The 24916-nt window shown below is 67.0% G+C and carries 26 protein-coding genes; 10 read left to right on the forward strand and 16 right to left on the reverse strand.

The features are described from left to right. Nucleotides 1–4: 4 nt before the first annotated feature. The 6 genes from HTA01S_RS04580 to HTA01S_RS04605 form a co-directional block, all read right to left on the reverse strand. Nucleotides 5–1267 carry an RNA polymerase sigma factor gene (locus HTA01S_RS04580; protein ID WP_068167412.1) on the reverse strand — a complete coding sequence of 421 codons (1263 nt, stop codon included), beginning with the start codon at nt 1265–1267 and terminating at the stop codon, nt 5–7. A 79-nt stretch (nt 1268–1346) separates the two neighbouring features. Next, nucleotides 1347–1757 carry a VOC family protein gene (locus HTA01S_RS04585; protein ID WP_068167413.1) on the reverse strand — a complete coding sequence of 137 codons (411 nt, stop codon included), beginning with the start codon at nt 1755–1757 and terminating at the stop codon, nt 1347–1349. 62 nt (nt 1758–1819) lie between these two features. Continuing rightward, nucleotides 1820–2242 carry a YciI family protein gene (locus HTA01S_RS04590; protein WP_068167414.1) on the reverse strand — a complete coding sequence of 141 codons (423 nt, stop codon included), beginning with the start codon at nt 2240–2242 and terminating at the stop codon, nt 1820–1822. A gap of 19 nt (nt 2243–2261) precedes the next feature. Beyond that, on the reverse strand, nt 2262–2702 hold the full coding sequence (locus HTA01S_RS04595; RefSeq protein WP_218017305.1) for a VOC family protein: 441 nt from the start codon (nt 2700–2702) through the stop codon (nt 2262–2264). Nucleotides 2703–2712: 10 nt separating this feature from the next. Continuing rightward, complete coding sequence (locus HTA01S_RS04600; protein WP_068167415.1) at nt 2713–3156, reverse strand: SRPBCC family protein; 444 nt, start codon at nt 3154–3156, stop codon at nt 2713–2715. Nucleotides 3157–3326: 170 nt separating this feature from the next. Further along, nucleotides 3327–3692, reverse strand: a complete 366-nt coding sequence (locus tag HTA01S_RS04605) for a YciI family protein (protein ID WP_068167416.1) — start codon at nt 3690–3692, stop codon at nt 3327–3329. Nucleotides 3693–3850: 158 nt separating this feature from the next. On the opposite strand from HTA01S_RS04605, the gene HTA01S_RS04610 reads away from it, so the two are divergent. From HTA01S_RS04610 to HTA01S_RS04625, 4 genes are all read left to right on the forward strand, one after another. Continuing rightward, nucleotides 3851–4639, forward strand: a complete 789-nt coding sequence (locus HTA01S_RS04610; protein WP_084235850.1) for an NIPSNAP family protein — start codon at nt 3851–3853, stop codon at nt 4637–4639. Between the two features lie 130 nt (nt 4640–4769). Then, nucleotides 4770–5429 (forward strand): glutathione S-transferase family protein, encoded by a 660-nt coding sequence (locus tag HTA01S_RS04615; protein ID WP_068167417.1) that lies wholly within the window; start codon nt 4770–4772, stop codon nt 5427–5429. Nucleotides 5430–5646: 217 nt separating this feature from the next. Then, on the forward strand, nt 5647–5943 hold the full coding sequence (locus tag HTA01S_RS04620; RefSeq protein ID WP_068167418.1) for a cupin domain-containing protein: 297 nt from the start codon (nt 5647–5649) through the stop codon (nt 5941–5943). A gap of 94 nt (nt 5944–6037) precedes the next feature. Continuing rightward, on the forward strand, nt 6038–6523 hold the full coding sequence (locus tag HTA01S_RS04625) for a GNAT family N-acetyltransferase (protein ID WP_174545175.1): 486 nt from the start codon (nt 6038–6040) through the stop codon (nt 6521–6523). Between the two features lie 23 nt (nt 6524–6546). Here HTA01S_RS04625 and HTA01S_RS04630 read toward each other — a convergent pair whose 3' ends face one another. Further along, the gene (locus tag HTA01S_RS04630) at nt 6547–8706 is read right to left on the reverse strand and encodes an AsmA family protein (protein WP_157571972.1); all 2160 of its coding nucleotides are present in this window, start codon (nt 8704–8706) and stop codon (nt 6547–6549) included. A gap of 278 nt (nt 8707–8984) precedes the next feature. On the opposite strand from HTA01S_RS04630, the gene HTA01S_RS04635 reads away from it, so the two are divergent. Genes HTA01S_RS04635 through HTA01S_RS04650 form a run of 4 tightly spaced genes read left to right on the forward strand, consistent with a single transcriptional unit; the run spans nt 8985 to nt 12485 of the window. Beyond that, nucleotides 8985–10007, forward strand: a complete 1023-nt coding sequence (locus tag HTA01S_RS04635) for an MlaE family ABC transporter permease (RefSeq protein WP_245638003.1) — start codon at nt 8985–8987, stop codon at nt 10005–10007. Further along, nucleotides 10007–10825, forward strand: a complete 819-nt coding sequence (locus HTA01S_RS04640) for an ABC transporter ATP-binding protein (protein WP_084235851.1) — start codon at nt 10007–10009, stop codon at nt 10823–10825. Before HTA01S_RS04635 ends, HTA01S_RS04640 begins: the two co-directional genes overlap by 1 nt. Beyond that, nucleotides 10822–11856 carry an MlaD family protein gene (locus HTA01S_RS04645; protein ID WP_068167421.1) on the forward strand — a complete coding sequence of 345 codons (1035 nt, stop codon included), beginning with the start codon at nt 10822–10824 and terminating at the stop codon, nt 11854–11856. The genes HTA01S_RS04640 and HTA01S_RS04645 overlap by 4 nt, the downstream gene beginning before the upstream one ends. After that, nucleotides 11853–12485 carry a PqiC family protein gene (locus HTA01S_RS04650; protein ID WP_068167422.1) on the forward strand — a complete coding sequence of 211 codons (633 nt, stop codon included), beginning with the start codon at nt 11853–11855 and terminating at the stop codon, nt 12483–12485. Before HTA01S_RS04645 ends, HTA01S_RS04650 begins: the two co-directional genes overlap by 4 nt. A 255-nt stretch (nt 12486–12740) precedes the next feature. Here HTA01S_RS04650 and HTA01S_RS25735 read toward each other — a convergent pair whose 3' ends face one another. Continuing rightward, entirely contained in the window at nt 12741–12890 is a 150-nt protein-coding gene (locus tag HTA01S_RS25735) for a Tm-1-like ATP-binding domain-containing protein (protein WP_218017308.1), read from the reverse strand. 99 nt (nt 12891–12989) lie between these two features. Here HTA01S_RS25735 and HTA01S_RS04655 point away from each other — a divergent pair, with 99 nt between their 5' ends. Then, nucleotides 12990–14135 (forward strand): hypothetical protein, encoded by a 1146-nt coding sequence (locus tag HTA01S_RS04655; RefSeq protein WP_068167423.1) that lies wholly within the window; start codon nt 12990–12992, stop codon nt 14133–14135. Between the two features lie 7 nt (nt 14136–14142). Next, the gene (locus HTA01S_RS24560; protein ID WP_084235852.1) at nt 14143–15366 is read left to right on the forward strand and encodes a DNA cytosine methyltransferase; all 1224 of its coding nucleotides are present in this window, start codon (nt 14143–14145) and stop codon (nt 15364–15366) included. Between the two features lie 134 nt (nt 15367–15500). Here HTA01S_RS24560 and HTA01S_RS04660 read toward each other — a convergent pair whose 3' ends face one another. The 8 genes from HTA01S_RS04660 to HTA01S_RS04695 all read right to left on the reverse strand — a co-directional run bounded on the left by HTA01S_RS04660 (nt 15501) and on the right by HTA01S_RS04695 (nt 24707). Further along, nucleotides 15501–16454, reverse strand: a complete 954-nt coding sequence (locus HTA01S_RS04660; RefSeq protein ID WP_068167424.1) for an ABC transporter substrate-binding protein — start codon at nt 16452–16454, stop codon at nt 15501–15503. Between the two features lie 68 nt (nt 16455–16522). Further along, complete coding sequence (locus HTA01S_RS04665) at nt 16523–17494, reverse strand: ABC transporter permease (RefSeq protein ID WP_068167425.1); 972 nt, start codon at nt 17492–17494, stop codon at nt 16523–16525. Between the two features lie 46 nt (nt 17495–17540). Continuing rightward, a complete protein-coding gene (locus HTA01S_RS04670; RefSeq protein ID WP_068167426.1) occupies nt 17541–19025 on the reverse strand; it encodes a sugar ABC transporter ATP-binding protein in 1485 nt (494 codons plus the stop codon). Next, nucleotides 19022–20200 (reverse strand): Gfo/Idh/MocA family protein, encoded by a 1179-nt coding sequence (locus HTA01S_RS04675; protein WP_068167427.1) that lies wholly within the window; start codon nt 20198–20200, stop codon nt 19022–19024. The genes HTA01S_RS04670 and HTA01S_RS04675 overlap by 4 nt, the downstream gene beginning before the upstream one ends. After that, nucleotides 20197–21267 (reverse strand): sugar phosphate isomerase/epimerase family protein, encoded by a 1071-nt coding sequence (locus HTA01S_RS04680; protein ID WP_068167428.1) that lies wholly within the window; start codon nt 21265–21267, stop codon nt 20197–20199. Before HTA01S_RS04680 ends, HTA01S_RS04675 begins: the two co-directional genes overlap by 4 nt. Nucleotides 21268–21318: 51 nt before the next feature. Further along, complete coding sequence (gene xylA / locus HTA01S_RS04685) at nt 21319–22659, reverse strand: xylose isomerase (protein ID WP_068168073.1); 1341 nt, start codon at nt 22657–22659, stop codon at nt 21319–21321. A 58-nt stretch (nt 22660–22717) separates the two neighbouring features. Continuing rightward, entirely contained in the window at nt 22718–23764 is a 1047-nt protein-coding gene (locus HTA01S_RS04690; RefSeq protein WP_068167429.1) for a LacI family DNA-binding transcriptional regulator, read from the reverse strand. 178 nt (nt 23765–23942) lie between these two features. Next, on the reverse strand, nt 23943–24707 hold the full coding sequence (locus HTA01S_RS04695) for an enoyl-CoA hydratase (protein WP_068167430.1): 765 nt from the start codon (nt 24705–24707) through the stop codon (nt 23943–23945). Between the last annotated feature and the right edge of the window lie 209 nt (nt 24708–24916).

The following is a 24916-nucleotide window of genomic DNA, read 5'->3' on the forward strand; positions in this document are numbered from 1 at the left end:
CGCCCTACCGCTGCGCCCGCCGCTCCAGCAAGGCCCGCTCTTTCTCGTTCCCCGCTTGCGCCGCGGCCTGGCGCAGCGCGGCCCGGGCCTCTTCCTGGCGCCCCAGCTTTTCCAGCAGATCGCCCCGCACCGCGTGCAGCCAGTGGTAGCGCTGCAGGGCCTTGTCCTGCAGCAGGGTTTCGACGATGGCCAGGCCCGCGGACGGGCCTTCGTGCATGGACACGGCCACCGCGCGGTTGAGCTCGACCACGGGCGACGGCGCCACGCGCATGAGCTCGGCGTAGAGCGCGGCGATGCGCGCCCAGTCGGTGTCCGCGGCGGTGGGCGCGCGGGCATGGCAGGCGGCGATGCTGGCCTGCAGCCGGTAGCTGCCAACGGGCTGGCCCAGCGCCTCGGCACGCGCCAGCGCGGCCAGGCCGCGGCGGATCAACAGGTGGTCCCAGCGGCCGCGGTCCTGCTCGGTCAGCAGCACGGGGTTGCCCTGGGCATCGGTGCGTGCGCCGGTGCGCGAAGCCTGGATTTCCATCAGCGCCACCAGGCCATGCACCTCCGACTGGTCGGGCGCCAGCTCGGCGAGCATGCGGCCCAGGCGCAGGGCCTCGTTGCAGAGTTCGGGGCGCATCCAGTCGCCGCCACTGGTCGCCGTGTAGCCTTCGTTGAACACCAGGTAGACCACTTCGAGCACCGAGCCCAGGCGCTCGGCCAGCTGCTCGCCCCGCGGCACCTCGAAAGGCACGCTCGCGTCGGCCAGCGTGCGCTTGGCGCGCACGATGCGCTGGGCGATGGTGGCTTCGGGCACCAGGAAGGCGCGCGCGATTTCGTGCGTGGTGAGACCGCCGAGCAGCTTGAGCGTGAGGGCCACGCGCGCGTCGGTGGAGAGCACGGGGTGGCAGGCGGTGAAGATGAGGCGCAGCAGGTCGTCGCCGATGTCGTCCTGCCGCGCGGCATCAAGCGCGTCCACGAAGTCGGGCACGGTGAGCGCACCCAGCGCGTCGAGGTCGCGCACGATGTCTTCGTGCCGCGCGTCGGCCATCTGGCGATGACGCAGCCAGTCGAGCGCGCGGTTTTTCGCGGTGGTCATGAGCCAGGCGCCGGGGTTGTTCGGCACGCCGTCTTTCGGCCAGTGTTCCAGCGCAGCGACCAGCGCGTCCTGCGCCAGTTCCTCGGCCACGCCGAGGTCGCGCACGCGCCGCGCCACCGCGGCGACGATGCGGGCGGACTCGATGCGCCAGACGGCGGCGATGCTTTGGTGGACGGCGGAATGCACGGACGGGAGCTTACTGCGGGGGTCACGAAAAGGGCCTCACCCCGGCCCTCTCCCGCGCGCGGGAGAGGGGGATTCGCACTCACATCTGCGCAGGTGCCGCGGCCTCGTCCATCCAGAACACTTCCCACTGGTGGCCATCGAGATCGGCGAAGCCGTGCTGGAACATGAAGCCGTGGTCCTGCGGCGGGTTGGGCGTGGTGGCGCCCGCGGCCACGGCCTTGCGCACCACCTCTTCTGCCTCGGCACGGCTGCCCACCGACAGGGCGATCAGCACTTCGGTGCTCTTGTGCGCATCGCTGATGGGCTTTTTGGTGAAGCCCTGGAAGAAGGGCTCGACCAGCAGCATGGCGTAGAAGTTTTCGCCGATTTCCAGGCAGGCGCCCTGCTCGTTGGTGAAACGCTGGTTGAAGGTGAGGCCCAGGGCCTTGAAGAAGGCCTGCGAGCGGGCCATGTCCTTGATGGGCAGGTTGACGAAGATCTGGCGGAACATGAGGGTTCTCCTTGGAAGCGGGTTCGTTGTGGGGTTCGTTGGCTGGTGGTGTGGGCGTGCGATCAGGCTATCTGCTTCGCTTCCATCTGCTTGAACTTGTCCAGCGCCTCGCTGGGCGGGAACTCGTCAAGCTCGATGAGCTGGCGCAGCTCGATCACGGCTTCTTTGCCCCGCCCGGCGGGGTTGGGAAAACGGCGGCTCCATTCCAGGGCTTCCTCGCGGTTGCGCACCTGGATCAGGGTGTAGCCGGCGATGAGTTCCTTGGCCTCGGCGAAGGGGCCGTCCACGACGCGCTGGCCCGAGGCGTCGTAGTGCACGCGCCAGCCGGTGCGACTGGGGTGCAGGCCGCTGGCGTCGAGCAGCACGCCGGCGCGCGCCAGTTCCTCGTGGTACGCGGCCATCTCGGCCATCAGTTCCTCAGGGGCTTCGGGCGTGACTTCGGCCTCGAACTCCGGGCAGGACTTGACGATGATCATGAATCGCATGAGGTTCTCCTGGAGGGCTTCAGGCCGGGCAATCGGTGCCGGGCATCGTGGGTTGCATCATGCTGTTGTGATTGCCTTCGGTGTCGCGGAAGACCACGTAGTCGCCCACACCGGGAATGCTCATCGGCTCGCCGATCACCTCGCCACCGGCCCCGCGCACGCGCTGCATTGCGGCGCGGATATCGTCGACGCCGATCACCACCGATGGATGCTGCATGGGCCAGTCGGCCTTGAAGGGAAACAGACCGCCATTGATCGAGCCCAAGGCCGCTTCGGGGGGCATGGGCGGACGGGCACCTGGCGGCGCGGTGTTCACCAGCATGTACTCGCCCATCTCGGGGCCGAGCATCTGGTGCGTCCAGCCGAAGGCGGCGGCGTAGAAACGCGCGGCGCGCTCCCGGTCCCTGTAGGGCATTTCAAAGTGCACGACGGCACACATGGGGACGGTGGTGGTGCTCATGGTTTTCTCCTCAGGCCGGGGTTTCACAGAGGGTCTTGAGGGACTGCAGCGCCTTGGGCCAGGTCTGCGCCATCCAGTCCTCGTAGGTGCCGAACACATCGCAGTCGACGCGCACGCGGGTGCCACCCGCCTCGTCGCTGAAGGTGTAGTTTTCAAAACACGGCGCCCAGGCGCGCACCGCTTCGCTGGTGGTGTCTTCCACGCCGTTGTCGATCATGCCGAGGTGCTGGATGGACACGAACTCGGCCGGGCGGTGCACGGCGATCTCGGACACCATGCCCATGCCCTTGGGGTCGAGGAAACGGATCTTCTGACCCTGGTCCCACGAGCCTTCGAAGCGCGAGCCTTCGCAGAAGGCGGCGGTCCACCGCTCGTAGGTGGGCGACTGCAACATGGTGCGCCACACGTGTTCGCGCGGCGCGTTGATCAAGAGGTCGAAATGCTGGGTTTTCATGAGGGTCTCCTGTCGGTGGTTCACGGTTCGCCTGCGTCGGCGCGTTCGAGGGCCGGCGGCGGACTTGCCGGGCCTCGCGCGAAACCGTTTCAGCGGCTTCTGTGGGTACGACGAAACAGGCGGGGCGTTTTCGACAGCACCGACCTAGGTAGAAACCCTAGACCCAGGTATCAGGCCTGGCTCTCGTCGAAACAGGGTGCGAGCGGGCGCACTTCGACGGTGGCCCACTGCGCGGCGGGGCAGCGCTGGGCGATGGCGATGGCTTCTTCGCGGTCCACGTTCTGCAACAGAAAGAAACCGCCGATCATTTCCTTGGCTTCGGCGAACGGGCCGTCCAGCACCTGCGGACGTCCCCCGGCCTGGCTCACACGCACCGCGCTGGACAGGCCGGCAAGCGACTCCACCGCCTTGAGCTTGCCAACGGCTGCCAGGCCCTCGCCGAAGGCCTGCATGGCGGCATAGGCGGCGCGGCCTTCGGCCTCGGTGCGGGTGGCGCGCTGGCCGACCGGTTCGTGGATCAGGAGCATGTAGGACATGGCGGAGCCTTTCGGTGAACGAAAGGGCGATGCTACACAGACAGCCCGGGTCTCGCCATACGGCCGGTTTTTCTCGGGCACGGGCCAAATCATGACATCAGGTGTCATCTTATGCATGCCAGGATGCACGCATCGACAGCCATCCAGGAGCCCCCACCATGCAAGCTTCATCCACCCAACCGCCCAGCGCGACCCAACCCGCGCAGGCCGAAACGCCGCCAGCGATCGACATCGACTGCAACGTGGTCGAACTGCGCCAGTACACCCTGCGTCCCGGCCAGCGCGACGTGCTGATCGAACTGTTCGACCGGGCGTTCGTGGAACCGCAGGAAGCGGTGGGCATGGCCGTCATGGGCCAGTTCCGCGACCTGGACGCCCCGGACCGCTTCGTCTGGCTGCGCGGCTTTGCCTCCATGGACAGCCGCGCACAGGGCTTGACCGCTTTCTACGACGGCCCGGTGTGGCGGCGGCACCGCGACGCGGCCAACGCCACCATGATCGACTCCGACAACGTGCTGCTGCTGCGGCCCGCCTGGCCTGGCGCAGGCATCCCCATGGGCGGGCGCAAGCGGCCAACCGGACCGGTGCGCACCTCGCTACCGGGCGTTCTCGACGTGAGCGTCTTCCATCTGCACGAGCCGGCGTCCGCGGCACTGCTGCGGTTCTGCCAAGGGCCCATGACGCAGGCGCTGCTTCGAGGCGGGGCCGAGGTATTGGGCTGGTATGTCACGGAAAACGCACCCAACAACTTCCCGCGCCTTCCGGTGCGCCAGGGCGAACATGTGTTGGTGGGCTTCGCGATGTTCGCTGCGCCGGCAGCGTTCGAGACCTTTGCCCGCAGCGGCCTGTGGGCACGTGAAGTGCAGCCAGCGCTCGAACCCTGGCTGACGGGCCCGACCCAGAGCATGCGCCTGGTGGCAACCGACAGATCGTTGATCCATGACTGAGGAGACGCTGCGGTGATGCGTGCGAGCGCCCATGCCCGGCCGGCCCCGGCCCCAGTGCAAGGGGTATGTTGGCCGGTGTATCGTGCGACGGCTCGCTCGTTGTCAGCAGTCAACCCATGGAGGTTTCGCCATGTCGCTCGCGCTCTACGGTCATCCCTTTTCTTCGTACACGCAGAAGGTCCTCATCGCGCTGTATGAGAACCACACGCCGTTCGAATTCCGTGGCATCGGGCCAGACATGCCGCAGCACACGGCGGACTGGCTGCAGCGCTGGCCGCTGCGCAAGTTCCCCGTGCTGCTCGACGGGCAGCGCAGCTTGGCCGAGTCGAGCATCATCATCGAGTACCTGCAGCTCGCGCACGACGGACCGGTGCGTCTGCTGCCGACCGAACCGATCGCAGCCCTCGACGTTCGTTTCCTCGACCGCTTCTTCGACCTGCACGTGATGAGCCCGATGCAACAGGCGGTCGCCGGAGCGCTGACGGGCGACGCAACCAAGCGCCAGGACGCTCTGGCGGCCGCGGTGGAGAAGCTGGAGCGTGCTTACGGCTGGCTGGAAGGACAGCTGGCCGACAGGCCGTGGGCCGCGGGCGCAGACTTCACGCTCGCCGACTGCGCGGCGGCGCCGTCGCTCTTCTATGCCGACTGGACGCACCGCATCTCCGACGCCTACCCCGTGCTCCGCGCGTACCGCGCGCGCCTGCTGGCGCGCCCATCGTTCGCCCGGGCCGTCGACGAAGCCCGCCCGTACCGCCCCCTCTTCCCGCTGGGCGCACCCGAGCGGGATTGAGCCCATGCGGTCAGGGCCTGCCCCCTGCCCAATGCCATGCGTCTGAAGGCGCATCGTCGCTCCGTCCACGCGTTGCTGACACGGAACGCCAGGACAATGCGTTCCAATCGGCGCTCTCGTAAAACCTACGCGCCATGGTCTTCAGCACGGCAATGCCGGTTTCAAGGCACGCCCCATCAGTCCGTTTCCTCCCCATCCACCTCCTTTCCATCAGCGCATGAAACCAGTCAACCTCACCCAGGAGGCCCGTGCCATTTCCCATCCCTGGATGTCCAAGATCGTCGGCACAGCTGCCGGTGCGAACGTCAAGGTCTTGCGAATGGACGCCTCCTCCTATCCGAACGAAGTGCACCGTTTTGCAGAGGCCCTGCTCGTGCTCGAAGGCCACATGAACCTGGAGATCGAAGGCAGGACGGTCTGTGTTCAGGCCGGTGAGGTCTTCATCGTTCCCGCGGGCCAACCCCACGCCGTCGCCGCCGGAAGCCAAGGCACATTGGTCATCATCGACCAGTGAAACCCTTGCGTCGAAAGGCGTGCTCCGGCAAGCCGGGTCACGCCGCTCACAGAGAGAATGTCCCTCCTTCAACACCCAACCCGGACACATCCCCATGCTGACGATCCGCCCAGCTACCCCTGCCGACGATGACAGCCTCTGGCAGATCATGGAGCCGATCATCCGTGCGGGTGAAACCTACGACTTCCCGCGCGACACCACCCGGGCTGCCGCCCTGGCCGCCTGGCTGGCGCCGGGTTTCCAGTGTTTTGTGGCCGACGACGGGCAGCGGCTGCTGGGCACCTATGTGCTGCACCCGAACCGCCAGGGTGGTGGGTCGCACGTGGCGAACTGCGGCTACATGACGGCGGCCGATGCCACGGGCCAAGGGGTGGCGCGCGCCATGTGCGCGCACTCGCTGGACACGGCGCGGGCCCAGGGTTTTCGGGCGATGCAGTTCAACTTCGTGATCGCGAGCAACCACCGGGCCGTGAAGCTCTGGACCGGCATGGGCTTCGAGACCGTGGGCCGCCTGCCTGGTGCGTTTCTTCACCCCGTGCATGGGTACACCGACGCGCTGGTGATGTTCCAGCGCCTGTGAGACCGGGTGGGGCGCGACGCCCCTCAGCGCGGCTTCTGGGTCGGCGGCGAAGCCGAGCGGTTCGAGCCCGCGGCAGCGGGCGGGTTGCACGGGTCCTTGGCGTTGGCGCTGCCCGATTCGAGCAACGGCAGGATGGCCGCCGCGGGGCCCGCCGCGGCCCCCAGGGCCAGCGCACCGAGCACACGCCCTGCGAGCCGTTTGGGCTCGATGCCCACCACCGGGTCCGAGAGCGTGCCGGTCACGGTGACGGGCGTTCTCAGGGACAGCAAGGACCAGTCCTTGGGCCGCGTGACCACGTGCAGGTTCAGCGATTCGTCGCGAAGGCTGACCTGGCCGGTGGTCCACACCGTGCTGTCCCGGTTGTCGATCACGGCCAGCGAGGGTCGCACGACGCCGTCGCGAGCCACCAGATCGAACCGGGCGCAGCGCAGCGGCAGGGGCCGGTCCCCTGTGATCACCACTTGCAGCGCCTGCGCGAGGTCGATGCCCATGGCTTCGGTGACCAGGTGCGACAGGGTGCCTTCGCGCAGCCTGAGCTGCAACGGGCCGTCTGCCGAGCCCAGGATATCGGCGGTCGAGTTGCCGGCACCGCGCAGGTGCAGGTTACCGAACAGCTCGCCGGTGAGGTAGGCCTGCACCGGCTGCTCTCCACCCTGGCGGGCCGCCTGACGCTCGCGTTTGAGCGCGGTCGTGGCGGTGGCCGGCGGGGCCTTGCCCTCTGCCGAATCGGGACGTAGACCGCGTATCCAGCCGGCCATGTCGATGCCTTCGAACGCCAGCCGGGCTTCCCATTTCGCGGGACTGGCGTTGCTGTCCAGCGAGGTCATGCCCTTGAACTGCCCGCCCGACACATCGGCCTGCAAGGACTCCAGTCGCAGCACACCCTCGTCCAGAAACACCCGGGTTTTCAGCTGCCGCAGGGGCGCCATGGCCTGGGTGCCGAAGTCCAGCTCCTGGATGGCCATTTGCACGTCGGCGTCCATGGCTTTGAGCGATGGCAGGTTGAAGCGACGCTGCGGCAGGGCACGGCCCGCGGACGTGTCGGCGGGCGCCGCCGCACCGGTCTTTCTGTCACCGCCTATGGCCGGCCCCAGATCGGCCAGGGCGAGCTTGGGGCCGGTGAGCGTGCCCGAGAGGCGCGGTGGCTCGGTGCGCTGCTCGTACTGCAGATCGCCCTGGAGGCGGCTGCTGCCGATGTGGGCGCGTGTCGTCTTCAGCCGCCAGACGCCGGCGTCCTGCCGCAGTTCGCCGCGCAGATCGAATGGCGGTGTCTGCGGCAAGGTCAGCCCCAGGGGCCTGGCCACGTCCGCCAGCGAGGGGCCGGCCACCTCCACCGTGCCTTGCATGCGCGGCATGCCCAGCAGCGATGCGGCCTGGCCGTCGTACAGCACGCGTGTGGCCGCGACCGTGCCCTCGATCCGGACCGGCACCCACGGCGCGTCGGAAGCGGTGTCCGGATCCTGCAGCAAGGGCAGCGTGCTGCCGGCGCGTACCGCCAGCTTGAGCGGCAAGGCGCGGTAGCGCCCGGTGAGCGAGGCCTGGTAGCCCGTGCCGGGGCCGCTCGCGGCACGGCCTTCGCTGCCCCGCACCTGCACGGCCACGTCCGCGTCCTGCACGGCATCGACCCAGGCGATCTGTCCCTGGCCCACGGTCAGGTTGCCGAAGCTGGGCAGCGCGCTCCTGCCGGGGGCGTCGACCGCAGGCGGAGGCGTTTCTTGGGCACCCAGTTGCCAGTTGGCCGCACCGTCGGCGGTGCGCACCAGGTGCGCGTCGAGCACGTCCGCACGCAGCGCTTGCAGGTGCAGGGTGCCACCGCGTCGCCAGCGCCACACATCGCCCCAGCGCCAGGCGAGGGTGACGCGTTGCGCGTCCAGCAGGTGCGGCGCCTCGAAGCGGGGATCGGAGGCGATGCGCAGGTGTTCGACTTCCAGGCGCGGCCGCCAGATGAGGCGCAGCTTCACCGCGCCCTGCAACTGCACGGGCACCTGGGCCCCACGCGCCATGGCGCGTTCCAGCGGCTGTCGCAGGAACGGCCACCCGGCCACTTCGCCGACAACGACCATGGCGGCCAGCAGACCGAGCACACCCACCGATGCCCACAGGACGGGCCGGCGGGCCCAGGCCGACCGCTCCCGCGCGGGGGCGGATGGCGGCGGAGGGGGGGCGTGAGGTGATGTGTTCACGTGGTGTTGGAACGGAGCCCACAGTGCGCAGTTCCGGTTTGATGATAGAAGCCGGGGCGTCTTCTCTTCGTTCGCCAACGCACAGACGGCGCCGTCGATAGAATCCAAAACTCCAACGATGAGCCGGTCCTTTCATGCGCCATGCCCCCCTTGGAAACGCCTCTTCGGACACGATGGAGGTCCATGACGAGACACGGCCCCCTGGTGCCCGCTGGCTCTCGAGCGGTGAGGCATGGGTGCTTGAACTCAGCGGTGCATGGCGGGGGCATTCCGGCGCCTTGCCCGAGCTTCCCGCCCCGGACATCGCGGGCCCGGTGGAGGTGAACGCCACCGCCCTGCACTCGTGGGACGCCGTGCTCGCCGGGCGCCTGTGGCAACAGCTCGAGCCGCTGGTGCGCCGCGCGGTGCCGGTGGATCTGAAGAGCCTGCCGCAAGGCTTGCAGGAGATCCTGGCGCTGGCCCTCAATGCCGCGCCACCGGCCGAAGAGGCCCCGGACAGCCCGCCGCCCGGGCCCGTGACGCGCGTGGGTGCGCGCGCGCTGGGCGCCTGGGACACGCGCCGCGAGTCGCTGAGCTTCGTGGGGGAGGTGCTGTTCTCGCTGGGCCGCTGGCTGCGCGGGGCGAGCGACATGCGGGCGTCGGACCTGCTGTGGCAGATCGAACAGACCGGGCCGCGCAGCCTGCCCATCGTGGCGCTGGTGTGTTTTCTCGTGGGCCTGATCGTGGCCTACATGGGCGCCGCGCAACTGCAGCGCTTTGGTGCCCAGACCTACATCGCCGACCTGGTCACCGTGGGCGTGGTGCGCGAAGTGGCGGCCTTGCTGGTGGGCATCGTGCTGGCCGGGCGCGTGGGGGCGGCTTTCGCGGCGCAGATCGGCAGCATGCGCGCCAACGAAGAGATCGATGCCCTCACCACCCTCGGCGTGAACGCCTTCGACTTTCTGGTGCTGCCGCGCGTGCTGGCGCTGCTCATCGTGGGGCCCATGCTCACCGCCTTTGGTGCACTGGTGGGCATGGGGGTGGGCTGGCTGGTGGCCGTGCTCATCTACGGTGTCACGCCGCTGGAATACGTGTACGCCAGCGTGGATTCGCTGACCCTGCCCCATGTGCTGGTGGGTCTGATCAAGGGCACGGTGTACGCCGTGCTGGTGGCGCTGGCCGGCTGCCGCCAGGGCATGGCGGCCGGGCGCAGCGCGCAGGCCGTGGGCGACGCCACCACCGCATCGGTGGTACAGGCGATCGTCTGGATCGTCGTGGCCGCCTCCGTGCTCACCGTGGTGTTTCAACGACTGGATGTCTGATGACCGAAATCGCCCACCCGCCCCCCGCCACAGAACCGGCCCGCGCTGATCAGGCCCCCGCGCAGGCCCCGCTGGTGCGGGTACGCGATCTCACCATGGCCTTCGGCGACAACGTGGTGCAGCACGACCTGACGTTCGACGTGCTGCCCGGCGAGGTGTTGGCCATTGCCGGCGGCAGCGGCTGCGGCAAGAGCACGCTGATGCGCCACCTCATCGGCCTGCAGGTGCCGGCGGCGGGCCAGGTGCTCTACGGCGACCACGACCTGTACGCGGCGGACGACGCATCGAAGCGCACACTGATGCAGGCCTTCGGCGTGACCTTCCAGGCGGGCGCCTTGTGGAGCAGCATGACCGTGGGCGAAAACGTGATGCTGCCGATGCAGGTGTTCACCGACAGAAGCGCCGCCGAATGCGAGCAGGAGGCCCGCTTCAAGCTGGCGCTCGTGGGGCTGGCCGGCAGCTTCGACGTGGAGCCCGCCGCGCTCAGCGGCGGCATGAAGAAACGCGCCGCCATTGCGCGAGCGCTGGCCCTGAACCCGCCGCTGCTGTTTCTGGACGAACCCTCTGCCGGCCTGGACCCGCTGACCTCGGCGAACCTGGACGAGCTCATCCAGCACCTGCGCGACGACCTGGGCACCACGGTCGTGATGGTCAGCCACGAGCTGGACAGCATCTTTGCCCTGGCCGATCGCCTGCTGTTCCTCGACGCCCAGACGCGCACCATGACCGCGCTGGGACCGCCGCGCGATCTCATGCGCGACGGTCCGGAGGGCGTTCGGTTGTTCCTGCGCCGCGGCGCCGCGGAGGACCGCGCATGAAACGCAAGGTCAACGCCACACTGATCGGCGGCTTTGTGGTGGCCGGTCTGGCCCTGATCGCCACCGCCATCATTGCCCTGGCGGGCAACCGCTTTTTCACCAGCCAGGAACGTGTCGTCATGCATTTCAGCGGATCGGTCTATGGCCTGCAAGTGGGAGCGCCCGTGGTGTTCCGCGGCGTGCGGGTCGGCAGCGTCGAGTCGATCGAGGTGTTCTACGACCGCGCCACCGACAGCTTCTCCATTCCCGTGGTCGCCGCGCTCGACAGCAATGCCGTCGGCGGACTCGACGGCAAGCGCGCCGACGTGGACGTGGGCCTGGCCCTGCCTGCCCTCGTCAAGCGCGGGCTGAGCGCGCAGCTGGCCACGCAGAGCCTGCTCACCGGCCTGCTGTACGTGGACCTCGATCTGCGACCGCAACGCGAGAGCAGCGTGCGCGGCACCTACCAGGGTGTCACCGAAATCCCCACCACGGCCACCGCCATCCAGAACCTGCGGGCGCAGCTCGAAGGCATGGACTTCCGGGCCATTGCCGACGATCTGGCGGCCATTGCGTCGTCGGCCCGGGCCATCGTGTCGGGCCCGCAGCTCAAGCAGGCCCTGGACGACCTGGCCGCGATCACCGCGTCCATGAAACGCATGTCGTCGCGCCTGGACCAGCGCATGGACCCGCTGGCCGATGAACTTCAACGCTCGCTGGCCGCCACGCGCAAGGCCATGGACGGCGTGGGCGAGGCCGCACGATCGGTGAACCAGACCGCCGCCGGGGTGGGCCGCACGTCGGACCGTGTGTCCGACCTGCTGGCGCCCGACGCGCCGCTGGTGAGCAACCTGCAGCGCGCCGCCGACGAGGTGGGGCGCACCGCGGCGGCGCTGCGCGAAGCCACCGCGGGCGACTCCAGCCTCATGGTCGGGGCCGATCGGGCCTTGGAGGATTTGTCCCGCGCCGCCCGCGCGCTGCGCGACCTGGCCGAAACACTGGAGCAGCAGCCGGACGCGCTGCTGCGTGGCCGTGAGGAGGTGAAGCCATGAAGCGCCGGATCGCACTGGCAGGTTTCGCGGGTCTGGGGGTGGCGCCCTGGCTGTTGACCGCATGCGCCCGTCCACCGGTGGCCACGCACTGGTACGAACTGCGCAGCCAGCCACCGGTGCCGGTGCCCGCAGCGCGGGCGGGCGACGGGGCGCTGTGGGAAGTGGCCAGCACGGTGGGCTTGCCGGGTGCCCTGGACCGCGAAACGCTGGTGGTCGCCAGCGGCGCGGCCGGCCTGGAGCCGCTGACCGGCCACCGCTGGGTGGAGCCGCTGCGCGACGCCATTCCGCGCCTGCTGGTGGCCGACCTGGCGGTGTTGCGCGGGCCGGGCCTGGTCTGGCGGGCCCCCGTGCCGCCCGGGGTGAACCCCGCCCGGCGCCTGCGGGTGGAGATCGTCAGCCTGATGGCCGACGCGGGGCGCCACACGCTGCGCCTGCAGGCGCGCTGGTGGCTGACCGACTCCCGACCAGGCGCCGCCGCGCCAGCGCTGGGTCAGGCCGACATCGACATCCCGCTGGCCAGCGCATCGGTCGACGCGCTGGCCGCTGCGCACCGCCTGGCACTGTGGCAGCTCGCGGTGCGCATCGCCGAATCGGTACCCGCTCATGCCGTTTTGCGTTCAGTCCCATAGTGTCCTGTCCCATAAATCACTTGCATCTGAAACCGCGTCTTCACACCCATGGCGGCGTTGCAAATCCTCGCGGTAGCACAAGCTATCGCTGCGGTTTGCGCCTTGCCCTGGGCGCGAATCCATCGGTTCATTCATGCAACTATTTGCGGGACGGAGGGGCTAGCCGCATGACTGCCCTCACCTGTTCAGCCACTGCCACCGCGAACGCGGGGTCGTTGATGTGCTGGGGCAGCCAGATCAGCCGGTGCGTGTCGCTCACCACGAACAGGCGTCCAGCGTGTCGAACAGCACCGCATCGGCAGCCGGGTTGTGAAAGGGCTGGCTGGGGGCGTCGAGCAAGGACAGGCCGCCCATGGGCAGCAACGTCTTTACTGCAGCACCGGAGCGCACCGATGTGTTATTCATCTCAAAATACTGTATATTCATCCACCACTTCATCGGTCTTGTCGACCGAAAAAGAGAGCCGCTACGGCAGATGCTCCCACGGCAAATAAATACGACCCAATGGCAAGCTTTGAGTACAAAAAGTGGTCCGTGCAACGGAGCGCCAAGCAACCGTTGCTCGACTTTCTCGTCGACGGTTTGAAGGCTGGGGGCTGCACGGTTCTTTCCGTCAGTGACCCGTCTCACGCTCCGTTCCTGATTTCGTATGAGACACCCATGGGGGAGCGGCAGGGTGTGCTGGCATATGCCTTTTTGGCCAACTCCCAGATCACAAGAAATCGCCCAGAGGACGAACACCGGTTCCAAATCAAGTACGGCAGTGACCCTCATGCCACGCTACCCCTCGAACGCGATTCGGCCCAGCTATTGACGACCATCTTCGTTGGTATAGACCCCGTGCGAAAGATGATGGTAGGTGCTGACCCGGTTCTCCACGACGGAACAAAGATGTTCATCAGCTTGGAGTTCAAGCGCTCGCACGTTAAGAAGGTACTTGAGGTAGGGTGGCATGCTTGGGAACGGGAGAGCAGCAAGTCGAAAAGTGAGCCCGTGGAAGTCTTGGTGGGTGTTCAGCAGAAGCATGTTCTGGAGTTCATCACTTTCGAGCGACATGCCCTCGGTCTTGACGCAGGACACCGACAACTCATTGCAGAACAGCTACTTGGAAATCCAAGACTCAACGCTGCAGTGACCGCACCCCACGCATTGACGGCTGAACTAAAGATGCCGGCCGACGAAGTCCTAAATTTGATTCAGAGAGCCAGCCGCCTGAAGATGGCCGTGCGTGGATGGGTTGCGGAACACCACTTGGAGCAGTATTTGCAAACGATTCCAGGCGTAAAAGATTGCCGACGCTTGGATCAAGAGGGTCGTCCCGACATTGAACTGCGGTTCAAGCGAAGCGGCCCGCTACTTATTGAGTGCAAGAACGTGTTGCGTGTAACTGCCAAAGGTGGCATACCTCGCGTGGACTTTCAAAGAACCCGGGCCTCAAAAGCGGACCCTTGCTCACGGTATTACAAACCTGGCGATTTCCATGTGCTTGCTGCCTGCCTGCATGCCGTCACCGAGAACTGGGAATACCGCTTCATCCCCACGATTCAACTGCCGGCACACCTGAAGTGCACCGGACGGATACAAAGCAACCTTCGCGTTGATGCCGGTTGGTACAGAAATCCTGCTGATGCATTCATAGCACTGGCGTAGAGAGATCATGACCAAGCGTTTTTCTGTACTGAGCTTGTTTACCGGAGTTGGCGGACTGGACTACGGGTTCGAGGCCGCTCAATTTCAGACTCGCGTAGCACTCGAATGGGACCACCAATGCTGCGAAAGCCTTCGGGCAAGTCGCGACTGGCCTCTGATAGAGGGCGACCTCCTTGCCACCCCGACCAAGGAAATCCTGAAAACGGGTCGTTTGCGTGAGGGCTCCGTCGACATGCTTATAGGTGGACCGCCCTGCCAGCCCTTTTCCAAGAGCGGATGGTGGAAGTCTGGGGATAGTTTGCGTTTGGACGACCCTCGCTCGAGCACTTTAGGGGGCTATCTACGGGTTCTGGAGGAAGCCCGTCCTCGCGCGTTTCTTCTCGAGAATGTCGAAGGCCTCGCTTTTGGCGGCAAGGACGAAGGTCTCAAGTTACTGCTTGCGGCCGTGAAACGCATCAATGAAACCAAGGACACAAACTATCAGCCGGTAGTGGTCACATTGAATGCAGCAGACTACGGAGTGCCCCAGACACGCAGCAGAGTGTTTGTCATCGGAGCGCGAGACGGACGTGTTTTTGTTCCCCCGCAACCCACCCATCATGATTTGAATGATCCCAGTAGGATTGGCGAGCCATGGGTGAGTTCTTGGGACGCGATTGGAGGATTGCGGGAGCCAAAGTCGGAAGACCTTCAGCTGACCGGAAAGTGGGCTGCCCTGTTGCCGTCCATACCCGAAGGACTGAACTATCTGTGGCATACGGATCGCATGGGCGGAGCGCCGTTGTTCGGGTGGCGCAGACGCTACTGGAACTTCCTCTTGAAGCTCGCGAAAAATCGACCAGCGTGGACCATCCAAGCGCAGCCTGGGCCTGCCACTGGACCCTTCCATTGGAACAATCGCCGTCTGAGTGGAGAGGAGCTGGCGCGACTTCAGACATTTCCAACCAATTTACACATTACTGGAAGCAGAATTGAAGTACAGAGGCAAGTCGGAAATGCTGTTCCAAGCCTTCTCGCTGAAGTTCTGGCACGTGCGATCCGGGACCAGTTCTTCGATTCGCCTTTAGAAGGGCCTTTCCTCTTGCAAGTAAAGCGCAAGACGCAGTGCCCGCCCCCTGAGCCGGCAGCACCAGTACCCTTGCAATACCTCCGTCTTGCTGGCACACACATTCCGCATCCAGGCACTGGGCGCGGTTATCTTTACGAAACTGCGGAGTTGCTGGACGCATAGGGGTAGGGAAGCTTGATGCTTGGTACCTGCCTACCCGCGCAAGGCGCGCAGCAGCGGTTGCTACGGTCGGGCGGCGCCGCGCACCGGTCTGCTCTGTGGCAGCTCGCAGTGCGCCACGTTGAATCAGTGCCCGCTCAGAACGGTGAGTCCTGGACGTAGTACTTCGACGCGTTCTCCTTGGTGATCAGCACCGAGGGAATGATGGTCGTGGCCGGCATCGCCTTGCCGGTGATGCGCGCCTCGGCGGTGAGCTTCATCGCGTCGGCGATCATGCTGGGCGAATAGGTCACGTCGGCGGTCACCACCGGGTCGCCGTCCATCACCTTCTTGATGTAGTCCTTGGAACCCGCACCGCCCAGCACCAGCTTCACGTCGCTGCGCTTGGCCTGTGTGATGGCCTTCTGCACACCCACCGCCATATCGTCGTCCGAGGCCCACACGGCGTCGATCTGTTTGAAGCGGGTGAGGTAGTCCTGCATGACCTTGAAGGCGTCGTCGCGGTTCCAGTTGCCGTGTTTGGCGTCGAGCACCTTGATGTTCGGGTGGCTCTTCATCACTGCGTTGAAGGCGTCGACGCGCTCGTTGTCGATCACGGTCGGGATGCCGCGCAGGACCACCACATTGCCCTTGCCGCCCATGGCCTTGGCCATGTACTCTGCGGCCACCTTGCCAAAGCCCGGGTTGTCGCCCGCCACGTAGGCGTTCTGCGCGCTCGGGTCGGTGAGCCCCCGGTCGACCACCGTCACGTACACGCCCTTGCCCTTCACCTGGGCCACGGGCTTGGTCAGTGGCGCGGATTCGAACGGCAGGATCACCAGCGTGTCGATCTTGTTGACGGTCTGCAGGTCCTGCACCTGGTTGGCCTGCTCGGCGGCGGAGCTGGCGGTCTTGACGATGATCGACGCGCCGGGGTACTGCTTCTCCAGCTCACCCTTGGTGCGGTTGGCCCAGTACACCACGCCGCCCGTCCAGCCGTGGGTGGCCGCGGGAACGGAAACCCCCATCACCAGCTTGTTCTGGGCGAAGGCCGGCGCCGTCACGAGGGTGGCGATGGCCAGCGAAATGGCAGAAAAAAGACGTCTGTTCATAAATGTCTCCTTGTTGGCTTCTTCAGGCAGAAATGGCTCGCCGGCCCGGGGGCTGCGCTGCCGGACGTTCATCGCCGCCCTCGTTGCAGGAAGGCCACGACGATGATCACGAAACCCTGCACCGCCGCGTTCAGATAGACGCTGATGATGCTGGTGAGGTTGAGGATGTTGCCGATGACAGAGAGCAGCACAGCGCCGACCACCGTGCCCACGATGCGGCCCTGCCCGCCCTTGAGCGCGGTGCCGCCGACGATCACGGCGGCAATCGCCTCGAGCTCCCAGAGCAGCCCGGTGGACGGCGATGCCGAGCCCAGGCGCGGCACGTACAGCAGCGTGGCGATGCCCACGCAGATGCCCAGCAGCACGTAGGTGAGGATCTTGATGCGGTCCACCGCCACGGCCGCGTAGCGCGCCACCTGTTCGTTGGAGCCGATGGCCTGCACGTAGCGGCCGTAGCGCGTGCGGTTGAGCAGCCCTGCGCCGGCCACGGCCACCGCGAGGAAGACCCAGATCGGGATCGGAATGCCCAGCCAGGCGCCGTAGTAGACCGGGCCGTAGGCGTCGCCCAGGGCGTTGTCCAGTGTGAGCGCGCCGCCGTTGGAGAAGTAGGTGAGGTAGGCGCGGAAGATGCCCAGCGTGCCAAGCGTGACGATGAAGGGTTCGATGCGGCCCTTGGTGATGAGCACGCCGTGGGCCAGTCCAAACGCCGCACCCAGCACCAGCGCGATGGCCATGCCCACCAGCACCGCCGCCACCGGGTTGCCCAACAGCGGGGCCACCCAGTTCATCACCATGATCATGCAGCCCGCGATCAGCGCCGCCATCGAGCCCACCGACAGGTCGATGCCGCCGGAGATGATGACGAAACACATGCCCACCGCAATGATGCCGATGAAGGCGGTGCGGGTGAGCACGTTCATCGCGTTGTCCCAGGTGGCGAAGTCCGGGTTGAGCAGCGTGCCGACGATGCACAGCAGCACCAGGCCGACGATGGGCCCCGCGTCGAGCAGGTGCTGGCGCAGCGGCTTGCCGGATCGCATCGGAGCCGTGGTGGTGTTCAAGGATTGTGTGAGTTCTTGCATGGTGTCAGTGAGTACCAGTGGCGTGGGCGATCAATGCCTCTTCGGTCAGGTGGTCGGCGTCCAGCGTGGCCTGTACGACGCCGGCACGCATCACCACGACGCGGTGGCACAGGCCGATCAGCTCGATGAGCTCCGACGAGATGACAACCACGCCGCGGCCCTCGGCCGCCAGGCGCTGGATCAGGAAATAGATGTCGCGTTTGGCGCCCACGTCGACGCCACGCGTGGGCTCGTCCAGCACCACCACGCGCGGGTTGGGCTGCAGCACCTTGGCCATGGCCAGCTTCTGCTGGTTGCCGCCGGAGAGCGAACCCGCCGGTGCGTCGAGCGAGCCGGTGCGGATGCCGAATTCGGCCACGGCCTTCTCCAGCGCGCGGCGCTCCGAGCGCGGGTCGAGCCGGGGCCTGGCGTGGCGGTCCAGGTCCATGAGCGTGAGGTTCTCCTGCAGCGACATGCGGGTATGCAGCCCGCAGCCCTTGCGGTCCTCACTCAGGTAGGTCATGCCTTCATGCGCCGCCTCGCGCGGGGTGTGAAAGCTCACCGTGCGCCCGGCGAGCCACATCTCGCCGGCGCTTCGCGGGCGCAGGCCCAGCAGGCCTTCGAACAGTTCGGTGCGGCCTGCGCCCACCAGGCCCGCGAAGCCCAGGATTTCACCCGGACGCAGGTCGAAGCTGACGTCCTTCGCCCAGCCCGGCACCGATACATGCCGCACCGACAGCAGCGGTTCGGCCGGGGGTGGCGTGATGCGGGGCGAAAACATGTCGGAGAGCTCGCGGCCCACCATCAGGTTGGCCATCTGCTGGCGCGTGTGATCGGCGGTGGGGCCACGCGCAACGAAGCGGCCGTCGCGCATCACCACGATTTCGTCGGTCACGCGTTCCACTTCCTCGAGCTTGTGCGAGATGTAGACGATGGTCACGCCCTGGCTGCGCAGCCGGGCAATCAGTTCGAACAGGCGCTGGGTTTCGGAGGGTGTGAGCGTGGCGGTGGGCTCGTCCATCACCAGCAGGCGCGCGTGGCGCGACAGGGCCTTGGCGATTTCCACCAGCTGCTTTTCGGCCACGATCAGGTCGCGCGCCCGCGTGTCGGGGTCGATGTCCAGGCCCACCTGTTGCAGCACGTCGCGCGCCGCCCGGCGCATGCCGGCCTCGTCGAGCAGCCAGCCGCGCCGCAGCTCTCGGCCCAGGAAGATGTTCTGCGCCACGGTGAGGTCGTCGGCCAGGTTGAACTCCTGGTGGATCAGCACGATGCCGGCCGCCTCGGCCTCGCGCGAGCTGGCGAAGTGCCGCACAACGCCATCCACCTCCAGGCTGCCGCCGGAGAGCTGCTCGTAGCCCGAGAGGATCTTCACCAACGTGGACTTGCCCGCACCGTTTTCGCCCAGCAGGCCAACCATGCGCCCGGGCGCGAGATCAAAGCTCACGCCGTGCAGCACGCGCACCGATCCGAAGTCCTTGACGACGTCGTTGAAGCACACGCTCAGGCTCACCCGGCCACCTCCACCCACTGGCCACCTTGCGAAGACGAACGCACCGCCGCCTCGATGAAGGCCATGCCGTGCACGCCGTCTTCAATGGTGGGGAACACCACGTCGGGCGCGATGGCCGACCCGTCGCGCGCGGCGCGCAGGGCTTGAGCGATCTCGGCATAGACGGTGGCGAAGCCTTCCAGGTAGCCCTCCGGGTGGCCGGATGGCAGGCGGGTCACACGCGCCGCATCCGGTTTGGCCGCGCCGGTGCCGCGAGAGATGATCTGGGTGGGTTGGCCAAACGGCGACCAGTGCAGCTGGTTGGGATGTTCCTGCCGCCATTCCAGGCCGCCTTTGTCGCCGTACACGCGCAGGCGCAGACCGTTTTCATTGCCGGGCGCCACCTGGCTGGCCCAGAGCATGCCGCGTGCGCCACCGGCGAAGCGCAGCATCACCTGCACGTTGTCGTCCAGCGCGCGGCCGGCCACGAAGGCGCTGACCTCGGCACAGAGCGACTCGGTCTGCAGGCCGCTCACGAAGGCCGCGAGCTGGTAGGCGTGTGTTCCGATGTCGCCAATGCAGCCCCCCGCGCCGGCGCGCGCCGGATCGGTGCGCCAGGCGGCCTGCTTCTGGCCGCTGGACTCCAGCGCTTCGGTCAGCCAGTCCTGCGCGTACTCCACCTGCACCACGCGCAGCGTGCCCAGTGCGCCTTCGCGCACCAGTTGGCGGGCGTGGCGCACCATGGGATAGCCGCTGTAGTTGTAGGTCACGGCCAGCACCAGGCCTTTCGACCGGGCGAGTTCACGCAGGCGCTGCGCCTGGGCCAGCGTGGTGGTCACGGGCTTGTCGCAGATGACGTGGATGCCCGCTTCGAGGAAAGCCTCGGCGGCGGGCGCGTGCTGGTCATTGGGCGTGACGATGGCCACGGCCTCGATGCCGTCGGCGCCGAGCGCGGCTTCTTCACGCGCCATCGTGCGGTAGTCGGGGTAGGCGCGCGCCAGGCCCAGCGCCTGCGCCGAGCGCAGGGCTTTCTCCAGCGTGGACGAGAGCGCACCGGCGAGCAACTCGTAGTGGTCGTCCAGCCGCGCGGCGATGCGGTGCACGGCGCCGATGAAGGCGCCTTCGCCACCGCCCACCATGCCCAGGCGGATGCGGCGGCCTGCACCTTCTGCTGTGGAGCCGGCTTCGATGGTCATTGCCCGCCCCCCTGCAGGCCCAGCATGCGGCGCAACTGGGCAGGGTCGGTGTCGCCGCCGGCAAAGTCGTCAAAGGCCTTTTCGGTCACGCGGATGATGTGGCGGCGGATGAACTCCGCGCCTTCGGCCGCACCGGCCTCGGGGTGCTTGAGGCAGCACTCCCATTCCAGCACCGCCCAGCTGTCGTAGTTGTACTGCGCCATCTTGGAGAAGATGGCGCCGAAGTCCACCTGCCCGTCGCCCAGCGAGCGGAAGCGGCCCGCGCGCTGTACCCAGGGCTGGTAGCCGGAATACACGCCCTGGCGGCCGGTGGGGCGGAACTCGGCGTCCTTGATGTGCAGCGCCTTGATGCGCTCGTGGTAGATGTCGATGAACTCGAGGTAGTCCAGCTGCTGCAGCAGGAAGTGCGAGGGGTCGTAGTTGATGCAGCAGCGCGCGTGGTTGTTCACGCGCTCCAGGAACATCTCGAAGGTGGTGCCGTCGAACAGGTCTTCGCCCGGGTGCAGTTCGAAGCACACGTTGCAGCCGGCGTCTTCAAAGGCGTCGAAGATGGGCATCCAGCGTTTCGCGAGTTCGTCAAACGCCGCTTCGATCAGCCCGGCGGGTCGCTGTGGCCAGGGGTAGAGAAACGGCCAGGCCAGCGCACCCGGGAAGCTCACGTTGCTCTTGAGGCCCAGGCGCTGCGAAGCCTTGGCGGACAAGATCATCTGCTCCACCGCCCAGGCCTGGCGGGCTTTGGGGTTCTTGCGCACGGCTTCGGGGGCGAATCCGTCGAAGGCTTCGTCGTAGGCCGGGTGCACCGCCACCAGCTGCCCTTGCAAGTGGGTGCCCAGCTCGGTGATGGCGATGCCGTGCTCGCGCGCCACGCCGGCGATCTCGTCGCAATAGGTCTGCGATTCGGCGGCCTTGTCCAGGTCGAAGATGCGCTTGTCCCACGAAGGGATCTGCACGCCCTTGAAGCCCAGGCCGCCGGCCCATTTCGTGATCGATGCCCAGGAATCGAACGGTGCGGTGTCGCTGGCGAACTGCGCGAGGTAGATGCCCGGACCCTTGATGTTGGTGGCCATGTGTGTCTCCTTGTTGGCGAATCTGCGGTTCTGCGGTACCGCGTGGGGGTTTCAGATGTAGCCGTTGACCAGGTGCTCCAGCCGTTCCTGCTGCGACGAGCGCGGCTGGGGCTCAAGGCCTTCGGCCTCCACGTCACGCGCCAGCGTCTCCAGCGAGCACTCTCCCTGCAAGATGGCGCGGCCGCGCGGTGAATCCCAACCCTGGTAGCGCGTCTGCACGTGGCGCTGCAGCGCACCGTCCTGCACCATCTTTTCTGCCACCAGCAGCGCGCGCGCACACAGATCCATGGCGCTGGCGTGGGCCCAGACCAGGTCGTCGGGGTCGATGGACTGGCGGCGCAGCTTGGCGTCGAAGTTCAGGCCGCCCTGGCCGATACCGCCGGCCTTGAGCACCTCGTACAGCGTGAGCGCGACCTGCGGCAGGTTGTTGGGGAACTGGTCGGTGTCCCAGCCCAGCATCTCGTCGCCGCGGTTCATGTCGATCGAGCCGAAGATGCCTAAAGCGCTGGCCAGTGCAATTTCGTGTTCGAAGTTGTGGCCGGCCAGCAGCGCGTGGTTCTGCTCCAGATTGAGCTTCACCTCGGTTTCCAGGCCGTTCGCTTTCAGGAAACCGTAGACCGTGGCCACGTCGTGGTCGTACTGGTGCTTGGTCGGCTCGGCCGGTTTGGGTTCGATCAGGATCTGCCCCTTGAAGCCGATCTTGTGTTTGTGCTCCACCACCAGGTTCAGGAAACGGCCGAGCTGCGCCAGCTCGCGTTTCAGGTCGGTGTTGAGCAGGGTCTCGTAGCCTTCGCGCCCGCCCCACAGCACGTAGTTGTGGCCACCCAGTCGGTGCGTCATTTCCAGCACGTTTTTCACCTGCGCAGCGGCGTAGGCGAACACGTCGGGGTCGGGGTTGGTGGCGGCGCCGGCCATGTAGCGGCGGTTGGAGAACAGGTTGGCCGTGCCCCAGAGCAGCTTCACGCCGGTCTGGTCCATCTTGCGTTCGAACACGGCTTCGATGCGGCGCAGGCGCTCGTTCGATTCGCGCAGCGTTGCGCCTTCGGGGGCCACGTCGCGGTCGTGGAAGGTGAAGAACGGCGTGCCGATCAGGCGGAACAGGTCGAAGGCGACGTCGGCCTTGTGCAACGCCTGTGCCATCGGGTCGCCCGCGCCGTGCCAGGGCCGCAGGAAGCTGGCATCGCCGAACGGGTCGGTGCCATCGCCCACGAAGCTGTGCCAGTAGCAGGCGGCAAAACGCAACTGGTCTTCCATGCGCCGGCCCAGCACCAGGCGGTTCTTGTCGTAGAAGCGGTAGGCAAAAGGCTCTTCTGCCGTGGGCACGAAGCCTTCGCCGCGAAAGGCCAGGGGTTCGCGGAACGAGAAGTAGGCGCCGCGCGGGGCGGTGTCCATGGAGGCGGGGACCAGGGTCTGCGTCATGGAAGCGCTCCTGTGCGTCAGGTGGATCGGGTCATGGGAGGTTGTCCTTCAGGTAGATGTCGATGCGAATGCGTTCCTGGTCCGCGATCACCGGCTCTTGCGACCACTGCGCGAGCGCGAGGCGCAGGGCAGAGCGGATCTCGTGGCCCGCGTCCTGGTTGATGACCGCGTCCATCGTGCCGTTGAGCAGGTCCGCGCGAGCGGCGGGGGTGAGCTCGTGGCCGACGAAAACCGTGTCCTGCGCGCGGCCGAGGCTGCACAGTGCCGTGCTGATGCCCCCGTTGCCGGCCCCTACGCTGTAGATCGCCGCCAGGTCCGGGTGGAGGGCGAACAGCTGGGTGGTCAGCGCTTCATTGCGGGCGGCGTCGTCCTGCCCTTCGAGCGGTGGCAGCACGGTCAGGTGCGGGTGTTCCTGCGCCATCACCTGGTTGAAGCCGAAGTAGCGTTCGGCGTGGTCGCGCAGCGACAGGCTGCCCAGGATGATGGCGACCTTGGCGGGATGCCGACCGACGAAGCGGCCGATGAGCGTGGCGGCGGTGCGGCCCGCGGCGGTGTTGTTGATGCCCACATAGTGCTGGCGCGTGGAGGACGGCACGTCCGACACCAGCGTGATGACCACGGTACCGGCCTGCGTGAGCTGGTCGATGGCCGAACGCACCACCGGATGGTCCAGCGCCATGACCACCACGGCATCGCGCTGGCCAACTTGGGCCAGCAGGGCCTTGGCCAGCTCGACCGGGTTGAACACGTTGACCGCCAGCACGTCGGCGTGGATGCGCTGATCGTGCATCCACTCCGCGTTGGCCTGGATCTGTTCACTGAGCAAGCCAACGAAGCGGTTGGCGCCGGCGGGCAGCAGGAAGGCCACCCGGCGCAGGCGCGCACGCGCCAGTTTGGCGGCGGAGGGGTCGGGCCGGTAGCCCAGGCGTCGCACCGCCTCGTTGACCTTGGCGACGGTGGCCGCGCGCACCCCAGGACGCTTGTTCACCGCCCGATCAGCGGTCGCCAGGCTGACCTGTGCCTCCTGCGCCACGTCTTCCAGCGTGGCGCGCACTTTTGGAGCGGCTTTGGCGTCCATGGCGGCAGTTTGAGGTACGCACCTCAAAAGTGGCCTAGGGGTTTTTACCAGTCAGAGGGAAAAACTGAGGTCCGCCACTCGACCGGAGGCCAACCGCTTCATGGCGGCGCGGGTTCACGCCGTGGTGGGCGAGCTGGGGTGGGGTGTCGTGGAGGCCGCACGGGTGGCGGCCATGCGCTCACACCTTCGAGAAGTCCGGCTTGCGGCGCTCCATGAAGGCGGTGAAGGCCTCCTTGGCCGCCGGCTCGCGCAGCATGCGGCCAAAGCTGGCGCCCTCTTCGGCCACCTGCGCCAGCACCTGTTCGGTCTGGCCTTTTTTCATGAGCCGTTTGGTCTCGATGAGCGAGCTCAGGGGCTTGGCGGCGAGCTTGCGCGCCACGGCCTGGGCGTAGCCCGCGGCTTCCAGCGGCGGCAGCACACGGTTGACCAGCCCCACCTCCAGCGCGGCCTCGGCCATGAAGGGCTCGCCCAGCAGCAGGGCTTCTGCGGCGCGGTGGTAACCCAGCATCTGCGGCACCAGCAGGCTGGAGGCCGCCTCGGGGCACAGGCCCAGGTTCGCGAAGGGCATGGAGAACGCGGCGTTGTCGCCGGCGTAGACCAGATCGCAGTGGAACAGCAGGGTGGTGCCGATGCCCACGGCCGGGCCGCAGACGGCGGCGATGACGGGCTTGGGAAACAGCGCGATGCCGCGCAGGAAACGGAACACGGGCGAGTCCTGCGTGGCCGGTGGGGCGTTGAGGAAATCGGCGATGTCGTTGCCGGCACTGAAGATGGCTTCGTGGCCCTGGAACACCACGCAGCGCACGGCCGGGTCGGCCTCGGTGGCTGCCAGCGCATCGGCCAGCGCGGCGTACATGGCGGCGGTGATGGAGTTCTTTTTGTCGGGGCGGTTGAAGGTCAGCGTGGTGACGCCGTCTTCGGTGTGGACGAGGATGTCGCTCATGAGGGGCCTGGATGGGTTGTGCGGGAAATCGCGGGCCCGGGGTCGGTGGGCCGACGGCCCGGGCGGGTGCGCAGGGCCGCCAAATTACCACGAACCGCCCGCCATGTCTGGAGTGCGCTGCCCACTGCGCGACAAGGCCCATGGCCGCGGCCTACACTTCGCGCAGGCGGGTTCACACCGCTGCCCGGGCCTCTCGCAGGCCGTGCCTT

Origin of the sequence: Hydrogenophaga taeniospiralis CCUG 15921, assembly GCF_001592305.1 — a bacterium.
GTDB classification, from domain to species: Bacteria; Pseudomonadota; Gammaproteobacteria; order Burkholderiales; family Burkholderiaceae_C; genus Hydrogenophaga; species Hydrogenophaga taeniospiralis.